Here is a 21326-nt window from a genome sequence, read left to right on the forward strand (position 1 = left end):
ATAAAGAGGGAGGAACGCGTCATGGCTAATCTGAAGCTGACGAACGTGGCCAAGACATACGGGGGGACGGTTGATGTTCTCAAGAACATCGATCTTGATATCGAGCAGGGCGAGCTGATTGTCTTCGTGGGCCCCTCGGGTTGCGGGAAATCCACGCTTCTGCGGATGATCGCGGGCCTTGAAAGCATCACCGGCGGGACGCTGGAAATCGACGGGCAGGTCGTCAACGACGTGCCGCCGGCGCAGCGCGGCATCGCGATGGTGTTCCAGTCATACGCGCTTTATCCCCACATGACGGTGCGCGATAACATGTCCTTCGCGCTGAAACTCGCCAAAAAGTCGCCCGAGGAAATCGACGCCGCCGTCGCCAAGGCCTCCCGTATCCTTCAGCTTGAACCCTATCTCGATCGTCTGCCAAAGGCGCTTTCGGGCGGGCAGCGTCAGCGGGTGGCCATCGGCCGGTCGATCGTGCGCGAGCCCAAGGTCTTTCTCTTCGACGAACCCCTGTCGAACCTTGACGCGGCCCTTCGCGTCGCGACCCGGATCGAGATCGCCCAGCTCAAGGAATCGATGCCCGACCGGACGATGATCTACGTCACCCACGACCAGGTCGAGGCGATGACGCTGGCCACCCGGATCGTTGTGCTGGCCAACAAGGGCATCGCGCAGGTGGGCACGCCCCTCGAACTTTATGAGCGGCCCGAGAATGAATTCGTGGCGCAATTTATCGGCTCGCCCGCAATGAACCTTCTGCCCGGCGAGATCGTCGAGACCGGCGAAGAGACGGTGATCCGCCTCAATTCCGGGGGCATGGCACGGTCGGCCGTGCCGACACAGACGGCCGACAAGGGGCTGAAGGTGAATGTCGGCGTCCGGCCCGAGGATATGGTGGAGGCAACAGGTGACGCGCTGTTCGAAGGCGTCGTCGATTATACCGAGGCCCTCGGCGAAGTGACGATCCTCTATTTCGAGAAGACGGGCGACGCCGATCAGTTCCTCGCCAAGCTGCCCGGCATTCACAACGAGATGCGCGGCAGGACCGTCCGGATGACGGCGGACCCGTCCAAGGTTCAGGTCTTTGCCAACGGCAAGTCGCTCTACTATCGCTAGAGGCCTGACATTCCGACCTGTCCGAACGGGCCCTGCCAGAGATGGCGGGGCCCTTTCGCGTTCACCACGTTACCACTCGCCCGAGGCGCCGCCGCTTTTCGGTTTCTTGTCGTCGGACGACTTCTTGGCAGCCGGGGTCTTCTTCGAAATCGTGTAGGGCGAGGCAGCCACATGGCCGCAGGAGGGGCAGGTCAGCCGCGTCTCGCCCCGGCCTTCCGTCGTTTCTGTCGGTTCGCGCGTCACGACGTTTTCCTTCGTAAGCCCTGTCTTGCCGCAGGCGGCGCAGGGCGTGGCGGCAAGCTTGGCCTTGGCCCGTCTGCTGCTGACAACGCCCAGACCCACCAGCGCGGCGACGACCCCGCCGATCCAGATCAGGATGTTCGAGCCTCCGCCTTCGCCAGTCTCGGCGGCTGGTGCGTTGGTCGGGGTGGACGCCACTTCGGCCGTGAGAATACGGGTCGCGACCGCATCGATGCCCATGCTGATGCCCGCGCCGAAATCATCCTCGCGAAAGGCCGGTAGGATCGTGTCCTGCACGATTTCGGGGGCCACGGTCTCGATGTCGACGGGAAAATCCCCCGTTACCTCGAGCCGCAATTCCCGATCGTCGCGAAACACGAGGAGCATCACACTCCGCCCGCCCGTGGTATCGCCAAGGTTCCATTCCTCGATCAGGCCCTGCGCATAGACGTCGATATCGTCGCCCATGGTATAGAGCGCGGTCGAGGGCAGGGTCACGACCGCGATGTCGGTTCGGGTCTCCTGTTCAAGCGCGACCACCCGCTCGGCCAGCCGGGCCTCGTCGACCGGGTCGAGCACCTCTGCATCGTCGGTCACCGGGGTTTCGCTCTGGGTGGGATAGCTTTGTGAAAATGCGCAATTCCCTGCCAGCGCAAAGGCGCTGGCAAGGATCAAGGACTTGATCGTCATCTAACTGTTCCTTCGAAATATCTTGCGCCAGTCTAGCGGCCCGGCGGATTCTGCCAAGAGGGGAGCGTGATCGCGCGCCCCCTAGGCTGAGCGGTCAATCTGCGCCGGGCTCAGCGGATGCGGCGGGCCGCGAAGTCCAGAAGCCGCGACAGGGCGTCTTCGTAGACATCGTCGGCCACCGTCATCGCCACCCGCACATGGCCCGCCGAGGCGGGGCCAAAGCTTTCGCCGGGCATGATCGCGATGCCGGTTTCGTCCAGAAGCGCGTGGCCGAAGGCCTCGCCCGTCAGCCCGGTCGCGCGGATATCGAGAAGCGCATACATCGCGCCCTGAATGGGGGCCGCGTGAACGGCGTTCTGGCCCGCCAGCAGCCGTTCGGTGATCTCGCGCCTGCGGCGGAAGGGGGCGGCGATCTCTGCCTCGAATGCGGGCCCCAGCGACAGGGCATGATCGGCCGCCACCTGGACAAAGCCCGGAAGCCCGTAGGTCGTGTTGGTGGCAAGGTCCCCCATCGCGGCGATCGCGGCCTCGGGGCCACAGACCCAGCCGATCCGGCTTCCGGTCATGGCGTGGCTTTTCGACATGGAGCCGATGACGAGGGTGTGTTCGGTCATGCCGGGCAGGCTCCGGGGGGAGATATGCGCGCCTGACCAGACCTGCGTGTCATAGACCTCGTCCGAGATCAGCCACATGCCATGCTGGCGCACCACACCGGCAATGGCCTCGAGGGTTTCGCGAGAATAGACGGCGCCGGTCGGGTTGTTGGGGGTATTGATCAGCAGGGATCGCGCCTCGGGCCGCGTCTCGATGACTGCTTCGAGTGCGTGGGCACGCGGCTGAAACCCGTCCTCGGCCCGGGTCGGCACGGCAAAGGGCCGACCGCCGGCGGCGCGGATCGTGCCGGGGTAGGTCGCGTAATGCGGATCGAGGTAAAGCCCCGCATCGCCGGGATCGAGGGCCGCGTAATGGGCGTTGAACAGCCCGGCCTGACCGCCGGCCGTGACGATCACGTTCTCGGGCGTCGTGGGCACGCCGGTCCTCTCTGCAACGCGGTGCGCGATCCGGGCGCGCAATTCCGGCAGACCCTCGCCCGGCGTATAGCCGGTGTGCCCGGCGGCTGCGGCGTCGTGCATGGCGCGCAGGATGGTCGGGGACGTGGGGATATCATGCTCGCCGATGGTCAGCTCGATCACGGGCAGCCCGGCTTCGGCCATGGCCCGGGCCCGACGATAAAGCTCCCATCCGTCCGAGCCGCTGTCGTGAAGCGTTCTGATCCTCGAAGACAATGTCATGGGGGCGAACCCACATGGCCGGGCGGCCAATGTCAATCAGATGTCGGAGGCAGCATCGCCCATCAGGTAGCGCGGTCCCTTGCCGAGGGCCTGCGCGCGGTCGTCCGGATTGTAGAGCGCGCAGGTTTCCAGCGACAGGCAGCCGCAGCCGATGCATCCGTCGAGCTTGTCGCGCAGCTCGCCAAGCCGCCGGATACGGTTGTCGATTTCGTCGCGGAATTCGCCGGCCATCTCCGTCCAGTCGGCGCGGCTGGGCGCACGGTGGTCGGGCAGGGCGGCGAGGCGCGCGCCGATCTCCGACAGGGGAAACCCCAGCTGCTGCGCGATCATCGCAAAGGACAGGCGCCGGATATCGGCCCGGCCATAGCGCCTGTGCCCGCCCGCGTTGCGCACCGGCCGGACGATGCCGTGGGTTTCGTAGAACCGGATGGCAGAGACGGCGAGGCCGGTCCTGTCCGCCAGTTCCCCGATGGTGAGGCCTTGGCCAAGTCGTGTCATTTTTTCCCTTGATCTAAAGTTAACTTGAGGAATTAGGACAGAGTCGGTCAACGAAATCCAGAGGAGAACGACATATGATACGCAAAACGACACGCGCTTACTGCCTTGGGCCGAACGAGATTGCCGCGCTCAGGCGTGACGGGCTTGGCTGGGGTCATGACCTCGACTGCGGATGCCTTCGCGTCGTGACCGGGGAGGTGCCGGTCCGTCCGGGACTGTGGTCGCGGATCATCACGGGACGGGGGACGCGCTGATGGCACGGCTTGAACATGTGAACGTCACCGTGGCGAACCCGGAGCAGACCGCAGAGATGCTGATCGATCTGTTCGGCTGGCGCATCCGCTGGTCCGGAGGGGCGATCCACGGGGGCCGGACGCTCCACGTCGGAGGCGACGACGATTATGTCGCGGTCTATTCGGGCCCCGATGGCAGCCCGGTCGATCCCGCGGACAGCAGCTATGTCACGCGCGGCGGGCTGAACCATATCGGGGTGGTCGTCGATGACCTCGACGCTGTGGAGGCCAAGGTCAGGGGGCGGGGCTACGCGCCGCATTCCCACGCGGATTACGAGCCCGGGCGGCGGTTCTATTTCCACGAGGAAAACGGCGTCGAGATCGAGGTGATCAGCTACGCGTGATCCAGGGGGACCGGTTCAGAGCCGGTCCCGCCCGAACATTCTGAGGTCGTCCGGTTGGCGGGGTCCGGAGTGAGTATTTGGACCAACGCGAAAGGGCGGGTCGCAGCGCCCCGCTGGTCCTGGGGCGCGAAAGTGAAGACGATTTCCGGGGCAGGACCGCCGGCAGGATGGCGTGCCGGCATCCGGGTCGCGACGGCGGGCCTGCGCGCTGGCCGCCGAGATAGGGTGGCGCGATGTGTGCCCGGCGATTGCGAGCGTCACCCTGTTGGTCCGGGCCGAGGCGACCGAGGCAGCGCCTTGGGAGGCGGTCCCGCTCCTTGCTCCGCCGCGCGCGCGGATCGTGGCGGAGCGCATGACCCTTGTCCTGACGGGCAGTGATATGACGGCCCGCAATCTCAACATGATCCGCAAACTCTCGGATCGGGCGCAGCCCGGACTGGACTGGGACGGGCGCACCTGCTAAGGCGCGTTCATGAAAAGTCATCGCCGCATCATTATCTGCTGCATTATTCCCTGCTGACATACGTCGCGGGCCGCTTTTCACATCTTTCCATCCCAGGTGAAATCAGCCAAGCCCGCGGGTAAATACCCTCGAGCCGAAAGACGCCTGATGATCCGCCTCTACAACACCAAGACCCGCCGCAAGGAAGAGTTCGAGCCTCTCGATCCCGACAACGTGCGGATGTATGTCTGCGGCCCCACGGTCTATGACCGGGCGCATCTGGGCAATGCGCGGCCCGCGATCGTCTTTGACGTGCTGTTCCGGCTGTTGCGTCATGTCTATGGGCCCGATCACGTGACCTATGTGCGCAACTTCACCGACGTGGACGACAAGATCAACGCGCGCGCCGCCGAAACGGGCCGGCCGATCGGCGAGATCACGGCCGAGACGACGGGCTGGTATCTTGATGACATGGCCGCGATCGGCGTGATGGAGCCCACGCACATGCCGCGCGCCACCGCGTGGATCGGTCCGATGGTGGCGATGATCGAGGACCTGATCGCCAAGGGCCATGCCTACGAGGCGGAGGGCCATGTCCTGTTCCGGGTCCGCTCCTATTCCGACTACGGCGCTCTGTCGGGCCGGTCGGTCGATGACATGCGCGCGGGCGCCCGAGTCGAGGTTGCCCCCTACAAGGAAGACCCGATGGATTTCGTGCTGTGGAAGCCATCGACGCCCGACCTGCCCGGATGGGAGAGCCCCTGGGGCCGGGGGCGGCCCGGCTGGCATATCGAATGCTCGGCCATGGCCTATGAGTTGCTGGGCGAAAGCTTCGACATCCACGGCGGCGGCAACGACCTGCAATTCCCGCATCATGAGAACGAGATCGCCCAGTCGAAATGCGCCCACCCCGAGGGCGATTTCGCGCGGGTCTGGATGCATAACGAGATGCTGCAGGTCGAGGGCAAGAAGATGTCCAAGTCCTTGGGCAACTTCTTTACCGTGCGGGATTTGCTCGATCAGGGCGTGCCGGGCGAGGTGATCCGGTTTGTCATGCTGAGCACGCATTACCGCAAGCCGATGGACTGGACGGAGAAGAAGGCCGAGGAAGCGCAGGAGTTGCTTCATAACTGGCGATTGCTAACCGAGTTTGCTGAGCCCTCGCAGCCTTCGTCGAAGGTGATCGCTGCCCTCGCTGATGATCTGAATACGTGGGAAGCAATTGAAGAACTGAAGAAGTTAGCCGACCGAAAAGAAGCTGGTGCCCTCAAGGCATCAGGGAATTTGCTGGGGCTACTTTATGATCAACTCGGCGAGTGGAGCTGGAAAGAGCGCTCTGTCTCTGACTTGATGGAGGTTCCAGAATGGCATCCTGCGTCGCGGTGGTTGTCTGAGTCATTGGGTTTAGTTGTACAGAAGCTTAGTCAAATCAATGCCCCGCTATTTGAGCTTTCAAAGCAAGCAGTCAAGCAGATTGAAGTAGGAAGAGCGGTTGAAGGCAAAATTAGGATCTTTGCTCAGCAATATTCGAACATCGGCAAGCAGGCTGCAAAGGCGATATTGTCAAGTTCGGAGCCACCAATTGATGCTGCTCGAAGCCTCGCAAGTTTTTATGGTCGACTAAAGAGGGATTATGCAGCTGAAATCGATATGGTTGAAGGGACGATACCAATCTCAAAACTGACCATTGAGAACATGAACGCCATTAGAGCTGCCAATATTGTCGACAAGATCGAGAAACGTGCCGCCGCGAAGAAAGCAAAACAATTCCAAGAAGCCGATCAGATACGGTCCAATTTGGAAGATTTGGGGATCATTCTGCACGACACTCCAGATGGAACAAAATGGACACTTTCTGAGGCTTTCGATCCATCTAAACTGGAGGACTTGTCCGATGAGTGAGGCGGCGATCCAACGAAAGCCCTCCCGGGGGGGAGGTGTCGCCATTGTCGCTTGGACCAATGGCGCGAAACGGCGACCTTGGCGCATCCGCCCCCGTTTCGCGGGGCGATCGATCACGCGCCCTTGCTCGAAAGAAGAAACGGAAAGGGCAGGGCGATGACCGAACGCCTTTATCTCTATGACACCACCTTGCGTGACGGGCAGCAGACCCAAGGCGTGCAATTCTCGACCGAGGACAAGATACGCATCTCCAAGGCGCTCGATGATCTCGGCGTCGACTATATCGAAGGCGGCTGGCCCGGTGCGAACCCGACCGACAGCGCGTTCTTCGAGGCGGGGCTGAAGACGCGGGCCACCATGACGGCCTTTGGCATGACCAAGCGCGCGGGACGGTCGGCGGCCAATGACGATGTGCTGGCCGGCGTGATCAACGCGGGCACCCCGGCTGTCTGCCTTGTTGGGAAATCGCATGATTTCCATGTGACGACGGCTCTTGGCATCACGCTTGAGGAAAACGTCGAGAATGTCCGCGCCTCGTTCGAGCATATCGTGGGTTTGGGGCGCGAGACTCTGTTCGACGCCGAGCATTTCTTTGACGGCTACAAGTCGAACCCGGATTACGCGCTCGAGGTGTTGCGTGCGGCTCATGAGGCCGGCTGTCGCTGGCTGGTTCTGTGCGACACCAATGGCGGCACGCTGCCCCACGAGGTGCGCGAGATCGTGGGCGCGGTGATCGCAGCCGGCATCCCGGGCGAACGGCTTGGCATCCATACGCATGACGACACCGGCAATGCGGTCGCCAACACGCTGGCCGCCGTCGATGCCGGCGCGCGCCAGATACAGGGCACGCTCAATGGTCTGGGCGAGCGGTGCGGCAATGCCAACCTGACCACGCTGATCCCGACGCTTCTGCTGAAACAGCCCTATGCGGGCCGGTTCGAGACCGGGGTCAGTCATGCGGCGCTGCGCAATCTGCGCAAGGTGTCGGGCCTGCTGGACGAGATCCTGAACCGCGTGCCGTCGAAACAGGCGCCCTATGTGGGCACCTCGGCCTTCGCGCACAAGGCGGGACTGCATGCCAGCGCCATCGCCAAGGACCCGACGACCTATGAACATATCGACCCGGCAGTGGTCGGCAACAGCCGGATCGTGCCGATGTCGAATCAGGCGGGTCAGTCGAACCTGCGCCAGCGGCTGGTCGAAGCGGGGCTCGAGGTGGCGCCGGGTGATCCTGCGCTTGGCCGCATTCTCGATGCGATCAAGGAGCGCGAGGGCAAGGGCTATGCCTATGACACCGCGCAGGCGAGTTTCGAACTGCTGGCCCGGCGGGAGCTGGGCCTCTTGTCGAAATATTTCGATGTGGAACGCTACCGGGTGATCTCGGAACGCAGGCGCAACGCCAAGGGCGAACTGGTGGTCGAGTCGGAGGCCGTGGTTACAGTCACGCTGCCGGACGGGTCGAAACGGACGAGCTTCTACAAGAACGAGGGCGCGTCCGAGTGGCAGGATGCGGGTCCGGTCAATGCGCTCAGCCGGGCGCTGGCGCAGGATCTGGGCCCCTACCAGGGGATCATCGATGACCTGCGGCTGGTGGATTACAAGGTCCGCATCACAAATGGCGGGACCGAGGCGGTGACCCGCGTCATCATCGACAGCGAAGACAGCCAGGGCAGGCGCTGGTCGACGGTGGGGGTTTCGGCCAATATCGTCGAGGCCTCGTTCGAGGCACTGCTCGATGCGGTGATCTGGAAACTGGTGCGCGACGGGGCGCGGGCGTGAGCCTGCCCGATCTTCCGGCCGAGGAGATAAACGCCTGCGCTGAACTGGTGCGCCGGGGGGATCCCGACCGGTTCCTGATCGCCATGGCGGCGCCCCCGGCGCAGCGGGGGCCAATCCTGGTTCTTCTGGCAATGAACCTTGAAGTGGCGCGCGCGCCCTATCTGACGGCGGAGCCGATCATTGCGGAGATGCGTCTGCAATGGTGGCGCGATGCGGTGACCGAGGCCGTGGCGGGCAAGCCCGCCCGCGCCCACGAGGTCGCCGCCCCCCTGAGCCGCCTGATCACGCAGGCGGGACTGCCGGACGCGCTGTTCCACAAGCTGATCGATGCGCGGCGCTGGGATATCGAGGCCGCGCCCTTTGAGGATGAGGCGGAGTTCCTTGACCACATGGAGGCCACAGGCGGTGCGTTGATGACGCTGGCCACGCGCGCGGTCGGCGGTGCCTGCGAAGCGGCGGCAGGGGCGGCGGGCGTGGCGATGGGCATCGCCAACTGGATGATCGCGATCCCCGAACTCGAGGCTCGTGGAAAGCGCCCCTTGCCGGACGGGCGGCCCGAAGCGGTCGGACGGCTGGCGGGCCTTGGCCTCGAGCGGCTGGCCGCGGCAAGATCGGCCCGGCCCGATCCCGCTCTGGCACCTGTCTTTCGGCTCTCGACATTCGCGGGGCCTGTTCTGACCCGGGCCAAGCGCGATCCCGGCTCGGTTTCAGCAGGCGCGGTCGGGTTGTCCGAATTCGGGAAACGGGCGCGCCTTCTGAGATTGTCACTGCTGGGCGGCTGGTAGCGGTTCCTTTGCCGCAGGGTGCCGGAAACTTTGAAAGTTTCCGGATCGATTTCTTACAAAGAAATCGCGCCGCTTGGCGTACGTCCGGGCTCAGGCCCGACCGTGGCGCCCGGAGAACCACAGAAGCGATCCACCGGCCAGCATAAGGAAGGGGATCATCGCGATGTTGACCGCGCTCCAGCCTTCGACGGGGGTGCTCCCCGAACAATTCAGAAGCCCGCCCGAGGCAAGGCTTGCCAGTGTGACGCAGCCGAAGACGATCATGTCGTTCAGTCCCTGAACGCGCCCTCTCTCCTCGGGGCGGTGTGCGGAGGCGAGCATTGTCGTGGCCCCGATGAAGCCGAAGTTCCAGCCGATGCCGAGCAAGACCAGCGCGACGAAGAAGTTGCCCAGTTCCACGCCCGCAAGCGCCGTCATGCCGGCCAGGGCGAGGATCACCAGCCCCGTTGCGATGATCGCAGAGGAGCCGAAGCGGTTGATCAGGTGCCCGGTGAAGAAGGACGGCACGAACATCGCCAGCACATGGGCCGAGATCATGTCGTTGGCATTGTTGGTCGTGAATCCGCAGCCGACCGCCGCCAGTGGCGCGGAGGTCATCACGAGGTTCATCAGCGCATAGCTGACCATCCCGCAGATGATCGCGACCACGATCTTGGGGTCGGTCAGCAAATCCTTGCGGGACCGCGAGGTCGGGGCCGTGTGATCCACCGGCTGGCCACGCGTGCCGCCGGGCAGATCCAGTAGGAAGAACAGGAATACGCCCACCACGTTGATCGCGACGATCGCCACATAGGTGCCGAGAAACGGGATCACATAGGCATCCTGCACCAGCTTGTTGAGTTGCGGTCCGAAAATGGCGGACAAGAGGCCACCGGCCATCACGTATGAAATCGCTTTTGCCCGGTAGCTGTCCGATGCGGTATCGGTCGCCGCGAACCGGTAGAAGCCCTGCGCAGACATGTAGATGCCCGTGAGGTAGGACCCCAGCAGAAGAAGGATGAAGCTCCCGAAGAGAAGCCCGGAGGCCGAGATCGCCGCACCGATCCCGCCGGCAAGGGCCCCGATGAAGAAGCCGAACCGGCGCCCGCGCGATTGCATCAGAGGCGACAGCCAGGGCGCCGTGGTCATCGATCCGAAGACCATCATCGAGATGGGCAGCGTGGCGAGGCAGGCATTCCAGGCCAGCATGTTGCCGGCGAGGCTCCCCGACACGACGACCATCGACACTTGCGAGCCCAGCAGAGCCTGGGCGGCCACAAGCACCGCGACATTGCGTTTGGCGCGGCGGTCTTCGTCGTATTCGGGATTGGTGAGAGTGCTCATGCTTCACTCGTTAATCATGCAAATCCGTGAATGCAATGGGCCTCGGTCACCCCGCGCGATCAATCAGATGCGCGAAAGAGCCGCAGACATGCCCGGCGCGCAGGCCCATGGGCGCAAGCGCCGTTCCCTCGGCGTCGGTCACGGTGAAAAGGGGCTGGCCCTCGGCGCGCAGCGTGACGGCGTAATGAAATTCGTGGCCATGCCATGTGCCGGCCATCGGCCCTGCTTCGACCCTCAGGCTGCGGTAGCCCAGATGCAGCTTTCGGGCGGCAAATGATGTCTCGAGCGGCAATAGACCGGCCATCGGCCACCGCGTGCCTTCCGCATCTGTCAGGCCCTCGCCCAGGGTCATGTAGCCACCACATTCGCCATAGACGGGCACCCGGTCCGCGGCGCGGCGCAGGCTATCCAGAAACAGGGTTGCGTTGGACAGGGTTGCCCCGTGCAGTTCGGGATAGCCGCCGGGCAGAAAGACGAAATCCGCCTCCGGGACCGGCTCATCGGCCAGCGGTGAGAACGGCAGGATCTCGGCCCCCGCGTCGTGAAAATCGGCAAGCATATGGGGATAGGCAAAACTGAACGCCGCATCGCGTGCGATCGCGATCCTTTGGGCCGGGGGGGCAAGGCGCGGGGTTGTCCGGGCCGGGGGCAGATCCTCCGCGAGGGAAAGGAGCCTGTCCACGTCGACATGCCGCGCGACCAGATCGGCCGCGGTATCGAGAAAATCAGCGAGGTCCGCGCGTTCGCCCGCCTGAACAAGGCCGAGGTGGCGCGAGGGGTGATGCAATCCGGGCGTCCGGGGCAGGGCGCCCAGAACCGGCGGCCCGGCCACCAGCGCACGGCGCAGCATCGCCTCGTGCCGGGGGGAGCCCACGTTGTTCAGGATCACACCTGCCACCCTGACCGCACGGTCATGGGCCGCAAATCCCGCGACCAGCGGCGCGACGGAGCCGGACATCCGGGCCGCATCGACGATCAGGATCACGGGCAGGCCGAGGATACGCGCCAGATCTGCCGTCGCGCCGCGATTGTCGGGGGGCGCGCCGTCGAACAGGCCCATCGCGCCTTCGACGATCAGCGTGCCGTCAGCGGCGGCGATCGCCGTGATCCGGTCGGGCGTCATCGCCCAGGCGTCGAGATTGGGGCAGGGCGCGCCGGTCGCGGCCTCGTGGAAGCGCGGGTCGATATAGTCGGGGCCTGACTTGGCCGAGCGCACGGCAACGCCGTCGCGCCGAAGGTGGCGCAAGAGGCCGAGCGTCACCGTTGTCTTGCCCGCCCCCGAGGCAGGCGCCGCGAGGATGAGGCCCTGCATCTCAGGCGCTGGCCGCTGCGTCGCCCCGGCCCAGCGGATCAAGGTTGCGCGGCGTCTCGCCGCGCGCAAGGGCCTGCCAGTCCAGCACCTGCCGCATCAGGACCGACCGGCCCACGCAGATGATCGCGGGCGGCTCAAGCGCCGACCGGGCCACATCCTCGACCGCGGTGCCCAGCGTCGTCTCCAGAACCTGCTGAGAGGCCGTGGTTGCGGTCGTCACAACGGCCACGGGTTCGGAGGCGGGGCGGCCGGCATCCATCAGCGCGCCCGTGATCTGGGCGATATGCTTCATCCCCATGTAGATGACGATGACCTGGCTGCCCCGGGCGATGGCCTCCCAATCCAGCGATCCGGGCGTCTGGCCCGACTGGTCGTGCCCGGTGACGAAGGTCACCGACTGGTTCACATCACGATGGGTGACGGGGATGCCGGCGTAGGCCAGCCCGCCGATGCCGGCGCTGATACCGGGCACGATGCGCACCGGGATACCGTTCTGGATCAGCGTCTGCGCCTCTTCACCCCCGCGGCCGAACACGAACGGATCGCCCCCCTTGAGCCGCAGAACACGCTTGCCCTCCCGCGCGAGGGCAACCAGCCTGAGCGAGATGTCACGCTGCAGGGGCGAGGGCTTGCCGCCGCGCTTGCCGGCATAGATCCGTTCGGCCTGCGGGGCCCAGTCGAGGATCTCCTCCTGCACGAGGGCGTCATAAACGACCACATCCGCCTGACCCAGCGCGTTGAGCGCATGCAGCGTCAGAAGCCCGGGATCCCCCGGCCCCGCACCGCAGAGCCAGACCCATCCCTGTTCGAGCCGGGGCCAGTCCCCGTGCGGCAGAATATGTCGAGTCATGCTCCCCTTATGGCGCTGTTCGCGCCCGCAAGAAAGAGGACATGCGACACGGATATGCGCATTGGCGGCAGAACGGCCCGCCCCTATAGTCCGCCCCGTGACACGCAAGCCCGAAACAGAGCTGCGCCGCGGTTGGACGACCGGCGCCTGTGCGACCGCCGCCCTCAGGGCGGCGCTGGCGGGGCTGTGGGGCGGTACGGTCCCCGACAGGGTGACGATCACCTTGCCGAAGGGCGAGACGCCGGTCTTCGACATCGTGGACCCGCATCTGGGCGTAGGCTGGGCCGAGGCCGGCGTGATCAAGGATGCGGGCGACGACCCCGATGTCACCCATGGCGCCACGATCCGCGTGCGCGTGCGGCCCTCGGCCGGTGGTGTCGTCTTTCGGGCGGGCGAAGGTGTGGGCATGGTCACGAAACCGGGCCTGCCGATCCCGCCCGGAGAGCCCGCGATCAACCCCGTTCCCCGCGCCATGATGGACGAGGTCGTGGCCCAGATGGCGGGGGAATATGGCGTTGCCCCGGATGTGGAGATCACCATTTCCGTGCCGGGCGGGGCCGAGATCGCGAAAAAGACGTGGAATCCCCGGCTTGGCATCGAAGGAGGACTGTCGATCCTCGGCACGACCGGGATCGTACGGCCCTATTCCTGCGCGGCATGGATCGCCTCGATCCATCGCGGCATCGACGTGGCGCGCGCGGCGGGGCTGACCCATGTGGCGGGCTGCACGGGCGCGACTTCGGAGCGTGTGGTTCAGCAGCTGCACGGACTTCCCGATCACGCGATGCTCGATATGGGCGATTTCGCGGGTGGCATGATCAAGTATCTGCGCCGCCATCCGATCGAACGACTGACCATCGGCGGCGGCATCGGCAAGCTGACCAAGCTGGCGCAGGGCGCGTCTGACCTGCATTCGGGGCGGAGCCAGGTCGATTTCGGGATACTGGCCGACTGGATGGATGACCCGCGGCTGTGCAACATGAATACCGCGCTGCAAGCCTATGAAGTTGCGGGAAATCCCCTGGCGGATATGGTCGCGCAGAAGGCACTCGGTCGCACGCGCGCGATGTTCGAGGGCGGCACACCGCCGGCGCAGCTCGATATCGTGATCATCGACCGTGCGGGCAATATCATCGCAAGGGCCGAGGGATGACGCTACTGTTGCTGGCGGGAACTGGCGAGGCGCGCGAGGTCGCGGCGGGCCTCGCCGAGGCTGGGATCGACGCCGTGGCCTCGCTCGCCGGGGCGACGCGAGCCCCGGCTGCCTTGCCGATCTCCACCCGGATCGGCGGGTTCGGCGGCGAAGACGGCTTTCGGGCCTATCTGGAGGACGCCGGGATCACCGCGATCCTAGATGCGACCCATCCTTTCGCGGCGCGCATCACAGCGCGCAGCGCGCGGGTCGCGGCCGAACTGGGCTTGCCCTTTCTCTGCCTTGCCCGGCCGGAATGGCGCCCCGGCCCCGAAGATCGCTGGACCGTCATCGGCTCAGAGGCAGAGGCAGCGGGCTATCTGCCGCCGAGGGCCACGGTTTTTCTCGCCACCGGGCGACAAACGTTGGAGCGCTTTGCCAACCTCGGCGACAGGCGCGTCTATTGCCGTCAGATCGATCCGCCCGAGGGTGATTTCCCCCTCAAGAACGGACGCTATGTGATTGGTCGACCACCATTTTCCAAAGAGGCGGAGGTGGCCCTGTTTCGCGAACTGAAGATCGACGCCCTTGTCGTCAAGAACGCCGGCGGCGCGCAAAGCCGGTCCAAGCTGGATGCCGCGCGGGAACTGGGCTTGCCCGTCCTGATGATCGCGCGACCGGTCTTGCCGGACGTGCCGATCGTTCAGGACGTGGCCTCGGCGCTGGACTGGGCGCAGGCGCGATGCGGCTGATCACGGGGCCGGACTGTGTGGCCGAGGGGGCCGAGTGGCTCGGAGCCCGGGTGCCGGAATTCGCCCATGCGCTTGACCTGACAGGCCCCTTGCCCCTGAGGCTGAGGCCCGATGGCTTTGCTCAGCTTGCCTCGGCCATCGTGAGCCAGCAGGTCAGCACCGCGTCGGCCGCCGCGATCTGGGACAGGGTTCAGGCGGCGGGATACGTCACGCCCGACGCCATTCACGCGGCAAGCGATGCGGATCTGGCCACGGTGGGCCTCTCGCGGCCGAAAATCCGGTATTTCCGGGCACTTGCCGATGCCGGGATCGACTTTGACGCGCTGCGAGACGCGCCCAGTGACGCGGTGATCGACAGGCTCACCTCCGTCACCGGGATCGGGCGCTGGACGGCAGAGGTCTACGCCATGTTCAGCCTTGGCCATGCCGATGTATTCGCCGCCGGCGATCTGGCCTTGCAGGAATCGGCGCGGATGCTTTTTGCGCTCGAGGCCCGCCCGACGGAAAGGGCCCTCCGTGACATGGCGCAGGATTGGCGGCCCTGGCGGTCGGTCGCGGCGCGGATCCTCTGGGCCTATTACCGGGTCGACAAGGGCAGTGAGGGCATCCGCTGACCCGGCCTGCCTGACGGGCCTGTTGCCGCAAGTGCCGTGGCGGGATAGACCGCTGGGGAATTCTGACCCTGCGGAGCCCATCATGACCAGAGCCCTGACGACTGACCGCCGAGCCCCCCTGAGCGGAGATCTGCGATCGGCGGTAATCTTTCTTCACGGCTATGGCGCCAATGGGGCCGACCTGATGGGATTGGCCGACCCACTGGCTGAACACATGCCCGATACGATGTTCCTTGCCCCCGATGCGCCCGAGGCCTGCCCGGGCTCTCCCATGGGGTATCAATGGTTTCCGATCCCGTGGATCGACGGATCGTCGGAAGAGGAATCGCACCAGAGCATGTTGCGCGCCGCCGATGACCTGAATGCCTTTCTCGATGGGATCATGGTCGACGAGGATCTCTTGCCGGAACAGGTGATGCTGTTCGGGTTCAGCCAGGGCACGATGATGTCGCTGCATGTGGCCCCGCGTCGCGAAGATGCGGTGGCCGGGATCGCGGCCTTTTCGGGGCGGCTGATGGCGCCTGAATTGCTGGCAGACGAGGTTCAGTGCCGTCCGCCTGTCCTGCTTGTCCACGGGGACGAGGACGAGGTCGTTCCGGTGCAAAGCCTGCCTCAGGCGGCCGAGGCCCTGCAGGAGGCCGGCTGGAAGGAAGTCTATGCGCATGTCATGAAGGGCACCGGCCACGGCATCGCGCCCGACGGTCTTTCGGTCGCGTTGGCCTTCATGCGGGAGCGTCTGGGCTACTGACGCCCCACAGGCCGCTGCTAACCAAATCTTCATCCGATTGAAGCACTGTCCGGTTTGGTGTTCGGGCTGAAGGGCAGGGTTGGTGCAGGACAGGATCGCAAGCCTTGCGCCCCGAACCTTGCGATCGATGATCGCGGCGTTTGTCGGGATCGAGATCATGGTCGTGGTCATGGTCTATGTCGTCGTGCTTCTGCTGTTTCCCGACCCCTGGGCCGTGATGCACCTTTGTATCATCAGTGGTCTGGTCATCTCGGCCCCGGTCGTGGGGCTACTGCTGGCGATCCTGCGAAACCAGAGTGCCCTTCAGGACAAGCTGGCCGAGATCGCGACGACGGATATGCTGACCGGATTGCCGAACCGGCGCGCCTTTCTGTCGGCGGTTGCGCCTGACGGGCATTTCGCGCGGGCCGGGATTCTCGTTCTGGCGGATGCGGACCATTTCAAGCGTATCAACGATACCTATGGCCATGATGTCGGCGATGCCTGTCTGCGCGCCATCGCCGAGGCCCTGCGCAAGACGCTCTCCGATGTCGATATCGCGGCGCGATACGGCGGAGAGGAATTCGTCATGTTCTATGACGGGGCCGACGCGACCCGGCTGGATCAGCTGGCCCGGACGATCTGCGCCCCGATCAGGATTGCGGATGCGGGCCTGCCAGAGGGGCTCTCTCTGACATTGTCGGCGGGGGCGCTGATCACCGATGCCGGCCAGCCCACGATTTCCGCTTACCGTGATGCCGATCGGGCGCTCTATCGGGCCAAGTCCGAGGGACGCGCGCGAATGGTCGCCGCCTCGGCGTTGCAAGTCTGCGAGCCCGTTCCCGCGCAGGCCTGATGCGCCGCGATCTTAGCGCGCGGGCGGAGCTTCGCCCGGCTCTCGCTGTTCAGGTGGGCAAAAGCGCGTCATATGGGGACGCCATTTGTCACGAAACTGTCGTCTTGCCGGGGCAAACGGTCTTCGACATCTTGTGGGCATCTGCGCGCTTGCCAGAGGTGATCCACGAGATATAGTCACATAAAAGCGTTCGGGGCGGGTCCCCCCGCTCTGGCGCCAGTTGCGGCGGGCAGGCGAGGGTGGAGTCACTTATGGACGGCGATTTCAGGACAGAATTCACGAGGGCACCCAGTGGGTTGCGAACAAATCCCGCGCTTGTTCTGAATGCGGATTACAGGCCGCTGTCCTATTATCCGCTATCGCTCTGGCCCTGGCAGGAGGCGATCAAGGCGGTCTGGCTGGATCGGGTCAATATCGTCGCGGAATATGACGAATGCGTGCACAGTCCCAGCACCAGCATCCGCATCCCCTCGGTCGTTGTTCTCAAGGATTACGTCAAACCGCAGAAGCGCGTGGCCTTTACCCGGTTCAACCTGTTTCTGCGCGATGAATTCAGGTGTCAGTATTGCGGCGACAAGGGGGACCTGACCTTCGATCACGTGGTCCCGCGGGCGCGGGGCGGGGTGACGAGCTGGGAAAACGTCGTGGCGGCCTGTTCGCGCTGCAACCTCAAGAAAGGTAGCAAGTCGCTGCGTCAGTCGGGGATGGCCCTGCGCAAGCCGCCGCGTCAGCCCGGATCGGAGGAGCTGCGCAACATGGGCCGACGCTTCCCGCCGAATTACCTTCACGAGACGTGGTTCGACTTCCTCTATTGGGACAGTGAACTCGAGGCCTGAGGCGCTTTTAGGCCCGGTCCTTTGGCGCGCTGCCGGTCGCGAATGCCAGCCGATGGTATTGAGTCCCGGGGTTTTGCTGGAACAGCAGCGCCGTTCCGGTCTAGCGTCCGGGGATGACCACGCCCGACGACATCTTGCCCGATCATTTGCGCGACAGCGACCGGCATGCCGGCTTCGACCTCACGGCGGAATTCGAACCCTTCGACCAGATGAACGATATCTTCACCCGGGCGTTCTGGGACGAAAAGGTCCGGTCGAAAGAGACCGATGCCTTCTTCGCCTCCTACCGGATGGAGGCCGCCCCGCGCCGTGGCGACGGGTTCACCCAGCGCGATTTCGCCCTGCGCAATGCATCGTGGCTGATCTCTGACGTGATTTCGAACCGCGCGGCGCAAGACGGTGTCCGTGAGGGGTTCCAGGGGTGGATTCGCAACGACACGCCGGTCGCGCCGGATCGGGCCACGCTGCGATCTCCCGCCGAAGAGGCGCGCGGGATCAAGGAAATCGCCCGGTTCTTCGGTGCCGATCTGTGCGGTATCACCCATATCGACCCGCGCTGGCATTATGCGCGTATCCCCGACACGCGCACGATGACGCCGCGTGACAATGACCTGCCCGACGGGCTGACCCATGTGATCGTGATGGGCCACGAGATGGATGCGGGCCTTGTCGAGACCTATCCCAGCGCGCTGGCAGGGGCGGCGACGGGCCGCGAGTACAGCCATGAAGCGGCCATCGTGATGCAGCTTGCCGCCTATATTCGCAACCTTGGCTACAACGCGGTCGCGAGCATGAACGACACGGCGCTTGTGATCCCCTATGCGATCAAGGCGGGGCTTGGCGAATATGGACGGAACCAGATGGTCCTGACCCCGGAATTCGGGCCTCGGGTCCGGTTTTCCAAGGTCTTTACGGACATGCCTCTGGAGGTTGATGCGCCGCGTAAGCTTGGGCTTGCATGCTATTGTCAGAATTGCACGATTTGCGCACAGGCCTGCCCCGTCAAGGCGCTGCCCGAAGGGCCGCCCGATCTGGGCAGGGGCAGCCCGTCGACGATCCGGGGCGTGCGCAAATGGTCGGCCGATTGCGAGGCCTGCTTTGGCTATTGGGCCAAACTCAAGACGGATTGCGCAATCTGCATGCGGGTCTGTCCGTTCAACCGGTACCCCGACGGCACGCTCTGGCATCGGCTTGCCACCCATCCGCGCTGGCGCGGGCTGGCGAAATGGTGGCTGGAGCGTCGGCGCCCGCCCGCCCGGCTGAAACCCGCGGAGTGGTGGAAGATCGGGGGGACTTCGCGCTAGACTTCGGGTAGCGGAGGAGATACCCAGCCGCCGTTAGCGCTAACAAGCTGCGGCGCCTTCAACGAGGAGAATGGTATGGTCTCTCGCGTCATTCCGGTCGACACGTTCGACCTCGTGATTTTCGGCGGAACCGGCGATCTGGCCCGCAGGAAGATCCTGCCCGGCCTGTTTCGGCGCTTCATCGCGGGGCAGATGCCCGGCGACTCGCGAGTGATCGGCGCGGCCCGCTCCGATATGGGCGATGACGACTATCGCCAGTTGGTCCGCGAGGCGATCAGCGAATTCGGCGGGCAGGAAAAATCTGATACCGCCAATCTCGATGCCTTCCTCGGGCAGCTGCACTATGTGCAAGTCGATGCGACCGGGGACGGGGGCTGGTCGGACCTGTCCGACCTGATGCGCCCCGATGTGGTGCGCGCGTTCTATTTCTCGGTCGCCCCGTCGCTGTTCGGCGCGCTGGCCGAACGGCTTCATAATCACGGGATCGCCGACCGGCACAGCCGGATCGTGGTGGAAAAACCCTTGGGTCGTGATCTGGACGGGGCGCGGGCCCTGAACCAGACGCTGGCCGAGCATTTCCACGAAGGCCAGATCTACCGGATCGATCATTACCTCGGGAAAGAGACGGTTCAGAACCTGATGGCCGTCCGGTTCGGCAATGTCCTGTTCGAGCCGCTGTGGAACAACCACTACGTCGATCACATCCAGATCACCGTGGCCGAGACGGTGGGTGTCGGCGGGCGCGGGGCCTATTACGACAAGTCTGGCGCCATGCGGGACATGGTCCAGAATCACCTCATGCAGCTGGTCTGCCTGATCGCGATGGAGCCGCCCGGCCAGTTCGAGGCCGACGCGGTGCGTGACGAAAAGCTCAAGGTGATCCGCGCGCTGCAATCGGTGCCGGCCCATCACATCGTGCGTGGCCAGTACGAGGCGACCGAGACAGAGCCAAGCTATCGCGAGGATGCCGACAATCCGCGCAGCTTCACGGAAAGCTTCATCGCGATGCGGTGCGAAATCGCGAACTGGCGGTGGGCGGGGGTTCCGTTCTACCTGCGCACCGGCAAGAAGATGCGGGCCAGATCGTCCGAGATCGCCGTCGTGTTCAAGGATCTGGGGCATTCGATCTTCGAAGGCGACGTGGCGCGCCACCGCAACATCCTGTCGATCCGGCTTCAGCCGAACGAGGGGATCGATCTTCAGGTCACCATCAAGGAACCGGGGCCGGGCGGGATGCGGCTTGTCGACGTGCCGCTGGACCTGACCTTTGCCGAGGCGCTTGGCGAAGATGCCGAGGAGGTGCCCGACGCCTATGAGCGGCTGATCATGGACGTGATCCGGGGCAACCAGACGCTGTTCATGCGCGGCGACGAGGTCGAGGCCGCCTGGGCCTGGACCGATCCGATCATCAACGCGTGGGAAGAACGGTCCGACGTGCCAAAGCTCTATGAGCCGGGATCGACCGGGCCGGAGGATTCGCAGATGCTTCTTCATCGCGAAGGCCGTCGATGGCGTGATATCAAGGCCTGAGCCGCCAGAACTGCTGACCGGGGAAGAAAGGCCAATCCGATGAACCTGATCGAATATCCCGACATCGACATGTTGATGATCAACCTTGCCAACCGACTGGCGGGGGAACTGCGGCAGGCGCTGTCGCATGAAGACAGGGTCAGTCTCGCGGTGCCGGGTGGCACCACGCCGGGGCCGATGTTCGACGATCTGTGTGCCGCCGATCTGGACTGGTCCCGCGTCGATGTCATGCTGACCGACGAACGCTGGGTGCCCGAGACGTCCGATCGCTCGAACACCCGGCTGATCCGAGAACGGCTCCTGACCGACCGCGCATCCGCTGCCCGGTATCTGCCGCTCTACAACGGGGCCGAGACGCCGGAAGACGGGCTTGCCGGGATCGAGGCGGGCCTTGCGCCGTCGCTGCCGATCGATGTTCTGCTGCTGGGGATGGGCACGGACATGCACACCGCGTCGATCTTTCCGGGGGCGGATCGGTTGCACGACGCGCTTCACGGCGATGCGATCCTTGTCCCGATGCGGGCGCCGGGCGCGCCCGAGCCGCGGGTGACGCTGTCGGCCCGGGTGCTGCGCGACGCGATGTCGACGCATATCCTGATCACCGGGGCCGAAAAACGCGCCGCGATCGAACGGGCGCGCGATCTGAGCCCCGAAGAGGCGCCCGTGTCCGTCGTCTTGAGAAATGCCACGATTCACTGGGTAGAGGGTTGATCTG

General features: G+C 64.8%; 21 protein-coding genes and 1 pseudogene. 16 read left to right on the forward strand and 6 right to left on the reverse strand.

Annotated features, from left to right (window positions below; all coding sequences use genetic code 11):
* The first annotated feature begins 21 nt into the window (after positions 1–21).
* Positions 22–1110, forward strand: coding sequence for an ABC transporter ATP-binding protein (locus EP376_RS15900; protein WP_127656606.1), 1089 nt, complete (start codon positions 22–24; stop codon positions 1108–1110).
* Between the two features lie 69 nt (positions 1111–1179).
* On the opposite strand, the gene EP376_RS15905 is transcribed toward EP376_RS15900, so the two are convergent.
* From EP376_RS15905 to soxR, 3 genes are all read right to left on the reverse strand, one after another.
* Complete coding sequence (locus EP376_RS15905) at positions 1180–2040, reverse strand: TPM domain-containing protein (RefSeq protein ID WP_127656607.1); 861 nt, start codon at positions 2038–2040, stop codon at positions 1180–1182.
* Between the two features lie 110 nt (positions 2041–2150).
* A complete protein-coding gene (locus tag EP376_RS15910) occupies positions 2151–3332 on the reverse strand; it encodes a pyridoxal phosphate-dependent aminotransferase (protein ID WP_127656608.1) in 1182 nt (393 codons plus the stop codon).
* A gap of 36 nt (positions 3333–3368) precedes the next feature.
* Positions 3369–3830 (reverse strand): redox-sensitive transcriptional activator SoxR, encoded by a 462-nt coding sequence (soxR, locus tag EP376_RS15915; RefSeq protein WP_127656609.1) that lies wholly within the window; start codon positions 3828–3830, stop codon positions 3369–3371.
* Between the two features lie 74 nt (positions 3831–3904).
* Here soxR and EP376_RS15920 point away from each other — a divergent pair, with 74 nt between their 5' ends.
* The 6 genes and pseudogenes from EP376_RS15920 (at position 3905) to EP376_RS15945 (ending at position 9375) form a co-directional block, all read left to right on the forward strand.
* Complete coding sequence (locus EP376_RS15920) at positions 3905–4084, forward strand: hypothetical protein (protein WP_127656610.1); 180 nt, start codon at positions 3905–3907, stop codon at positions 4082–4084.
* Complete coding sequence (locus EP376_RS15925) at positions 4084–4467, forward strand: VOC family protein (RefSeq protein WP_127656611.1); 384 nt, start codon at positions 4084–4086, stop codon at positions 4465–4467. Before EP376_RS15920 ends, EP376_RS15925 begins: the two co-directional genes overlap by 1 nt.
* Before the next feature lie 235 nt (positions 4468–4702).
* Positions 4703–4930 (forward strand): hypothetical protein, encoded by a 228-nt coding sequence (locus EP376_RS15930; RefSeq protein WP_127656612.1) that lies wholly within the window; start codon positions 4703–4705, stop codon positions 4928–4930.
* A 147-nt stretch (positions 4931–5077) separates the two neighbouring features.
* Positions 5078–6232, forward strand: a pseudogene (gene cysS / locus EP376_RS15935) (cysteine--tRNA ligase); the annotation flags it as partial.
* A gap of 735 nt (positions 6233–6967) precedes the next feature.
* Positions 6968–8590 carry a citramalate synthase gene (gene cimA, locus EP376_RS15940; protein ID WP_127656614.1) on the forward strand — a complete coding sequence of 541 codons (1623 nt, stop codon included), beginning with the start codon at positions 6968–6970 and terminating at the stop codon, positions 8588–8590.
* Positions 8587–9375, forward strand: a complete 789-nt coding sequence (locus EP376_RS15945) for a squalene/phytoene synthase family protein (protein WP_240652472.1) — start codon at positions 8587–8589, stop codon at positions 9373–9375. Before cimA ends, EP376_RS15945 begins: the two co-directional genes overlap by 4 nt.
* Before the next feature lie 90 nt (positions 9376–9465).
* On the opposite strand, the gene EP376_RS15950 is transcribed toward EP376_RS15945, so the two are convergent.
* From EP376_RS15950 to cobA, 3 genes are read right to left on the reverse strand one after another with little or no spacing between them, the layout of a single operon-like run.
* On the reverse strand, positions 9466–10698 hold the full coding sequence (locus EP376_RS15950) for an MFS transporter (RefSeq protein WP_127656615.1): 1233 nt from the start codon (positions 10696–10698) through the stop codon (positions 9466–9468).
* 46 nt (positions 10699–10744) lie between these two features.
* Positions 10745–12010 (reverse strand): cobyrinic acid a,c-diamide synthase CobB, encoded by a 1266-nt coding sequence (locus EP376_RS15955; RefSeq protein WP_127656616.1) that lies wholly within the window; start codon positions 12008–12010, stop codon positions 10745–10747.
* Between the two features lies 1 nt (position 12011).
* Positions 12012–12860: a uroporphyrinogen-III C-methyltransferase gene (gene cobA / locus EP376_RS15960; RefSeq protein WP_127656617.1), complete on the reverse strand. Its 849-nt coding sequence runs from the start codon at positions 12858–12860 to the stop codon at positions 12012–12014.
* A gap of 97 nt (positions 12861–12957) precedes the next feature.
* On the opposite strand from cobA, the gene EP376_RS15965 reads away from it, so the two are divergent.
* From EP376_RS15965 to pgl, 9 genes are all read left to right on the forward strand, one after another.
* On the forward strand, positions 12958–14013 hold the full coding sequence (locus EP376_RS15965) for a cobalt-precorrin-5B (C(1))-methyltransferase (protein ID WP_127656618.1): 1056 nt from the start codon (positions 12958–12960) through the stop codon (positions 14011–14013).
* Positions 14010–14744 carry a cobalt-precorrin-6A reductase gene (locus tag EP376_RS15970; RefSeq protein ID WP_127656619.1) on the forward strand — a complete coding sequence of 245 codons (735 nt, stop codon included), beginning with the start codon at positions 14010–14012 and terminating at the stop codon, positions 14742–14744. Before EP376_RS15965 ends, EP376_RS15970 begins: the two co-directional genes overlap by 4 nt.
* Positions 14735–15358, forward strand: a complete 624-nt coding sequence (locus EP376_RS15975) for a DNA-3-methyladenine glycosylase family protein (RefSeq protein WP_127656620.1) — start codon at positions 14735–14737, stop codon at positions 15356–15358. The genes EP376_RS15970 and EP376_RS15975 overlap by 10 nt, the downstream gene beginning before the upstream one ends.
* An 82-nt stretch (positions 15359–15440) precedes the next feature.
* The gene (locus EP376_RS15980; protein WP_127656621.1) at positions 15441–16106 is read left to right on the forward strand and encodes an alpha/beta hydrolase; all 666 of its coding nucleotides are present in this window, start codon (positions 15441–15443) and stop codon (positions 16104–16106) included.
* Between the two features lie 82 nt (positions 16107–16188).
* Positions 16189–16941: a GGDEF domain-containing protein gene (locus EP376_RS15985; RefSeq protein WP_127656622.1), complete on the forward strand. Its 753-nt coding sequence runs from the start codon at positions 16189–16191 to the stop codon at positions 16939–16941.
* A gap of 251 nt (positions 16942–17192) precedes the next feature.
* Complete coding sequence (locus EP376_RS15990) at positions 17193–17777, forward strand: HNH endonuclease (RefSeq protein ID WP_127656623.1); 585 nt, start codon at positions 17193–17195, stop codon at positions 17775–17777.
* Between the two features lie 113 nt (positions 17778–17890).
* Positions 17891–19081, forward strand: coding sequence for a 4Fe-4S double cluster binding domain-containing protein (locus EP376_RS15995; RefSeq protein ID WP_127656624.1), 1191 nt, complete (start codon positions 17891–17893; stop codon positions 19079–19081).
* Between the two features lie 75 nt (positions 19082–19156).
* Positions 19157–20611: a glucose-6-phosphate dehydrogenase gene (zwf, locus tag EP376_RS16000; RefSeq protein ID WP_127656625.1), complete on the forward strand. Its 1455-nt coding sequence runs from the start codon at positions 19157–19159 to the stop codon at positions 20609–20611.
* Positions 20612–20650: 39 nt separating this feature from the next.
* Positions 20651–21322 carry a 6-phosphogluconolactonase gene (gene pgl, locus EP376_RS16005; protein ID WP_127656626.1) on the forward strand — a complete coding sequence of 224 codons (672 nt, stop codon included), beginning with the start codon at positions 20651–20653 and terminating at the stop codon, positions 21320–21322.
* Positions 21323–21326 lie beyond the last annotated feature (4 nt).

Source organism: Alexandriicola marinus (genome assembly GCF_004000435.1).
GTDB lineage: Bacteria > Pseudomonadota > Alphaproteobacteria > Rhodobacterales > Rhodobacteraceae > Alexandriicola > Alexandriicola marinus.

Bases quoted from the DNA above. Each gene is read 5' to 3' on its own strand.
- EP376_RS15955 (WP_127656616.1), bottom strand. From the start codon at position 12,010: ATGCAGGGCCTCATCCTCGCGGCGCCTGCCTCGGGGGCGGGCAAGACA.
- EP376_RS15990 (WP_127656623.1), top strand. From the start codon at position 17,193: ATGGACGGCGATTTCAGGACAGAATTCACGAGGGCACCCAGTGGGTTG.
- zwf (WP_127656625.1), top strand. From the start codon at position 19,157: ATGGTCTCTCGCGTCATTCCGGTCGACACGTTCGACCTCGTGATTTTC.
- EP376_RS15980 (WP_127656621.1), top strand. From the start codon at position 15,441: ATGACCAGAGCCCTGACGACTGACCGCCGAGCCCCCCTGAGCGGAGAT.
- EP376_RS15905 (WP_127656607.1), bottom strand. From the start codon at position 2,040: ATGACGATCAAGTCCTTGATCCTTGCCAGCGCCTTTGCGCTGGCAGGG.
- EP376_RS15910 (WP_127656608.1), bottom strand. From the start codon at position 3,332: ATGACATTGTCTTCGAGGATCAGAACGCTTCACGACAGCGGCTCGGAC.
- EP376_RS15995 (WP_127656624.1), top strand. From the start codon at position 17,891: ATGACCACGCCCGACGACATCTTGCCCGATCATTTGCGCGACAGCGAC.
- EP376_RS15975 (WP_127656620.1), top strand. From the start codon at position 14,735: ATGCGGCTGATCACGGGGCCGGACTGTGTGGCCGAGGGGGCCGAGTGG.
- soxR (WP_127656609.1), bottom strand. From the start codon at position 3,830: ATGACACGACTTGGCCAAGGCCTCACCATCGGGGAACTGGCGGACAGG.
- EP376_RS15970 (WP_127656619.1), top strand. From the start codon at position 14,010: ATGACGCTACTGTTGCTGGCGGGAACTGGCGAGGCGCGCGAGGTCGCG.
- EP376_RS15920 (WP_127656610.1), top strand. From the start codon at position 3,905: ATGATACGCAAAACGACACGCGCTTACTGCCTTGGGCCGAACGAGATT.
- cobA (WP_127656617.1), bottom strand. From the start codon at position 12,860: ATGACTCGACATATTCTGCCGCACGGGGACTGGCCCCGGCTCGAACAG.
- cimA (WP_127656614.1), top strand. From the start codon at position 6,968: ATGACCGAACGCCTTTATCTCTATGACACCACCTTGCGTGACGGGCAG.
- EP376_RS15950 (WP_127656615.1), bottom strand. From the start codon at position 10,698: ATGAGCACTCTCACCAATCCCGAATACGACGAAGACCGCCGCGCCAAA.
- pgl (WP_127656626.1), top strand. From the start codon at position 20,651: ATGAACCTGATCGAATATCCCGACATCGACATGTTGATGATCAACCTT.
- EP376_RS15925 (WP_127656611.1), top strand. From the start codon at position 4,084: ATGGCACGGCTTGAACATGTGAACGTCACCGTGGCGAACCCGGAGCAG.
- EP376_RS15900 (WP_127656606.1), top strand. From the start codon at position 22: ATGGCTAATCTGAAGCTGACGAACGTGGCCAAGACATACGGGGGGACG.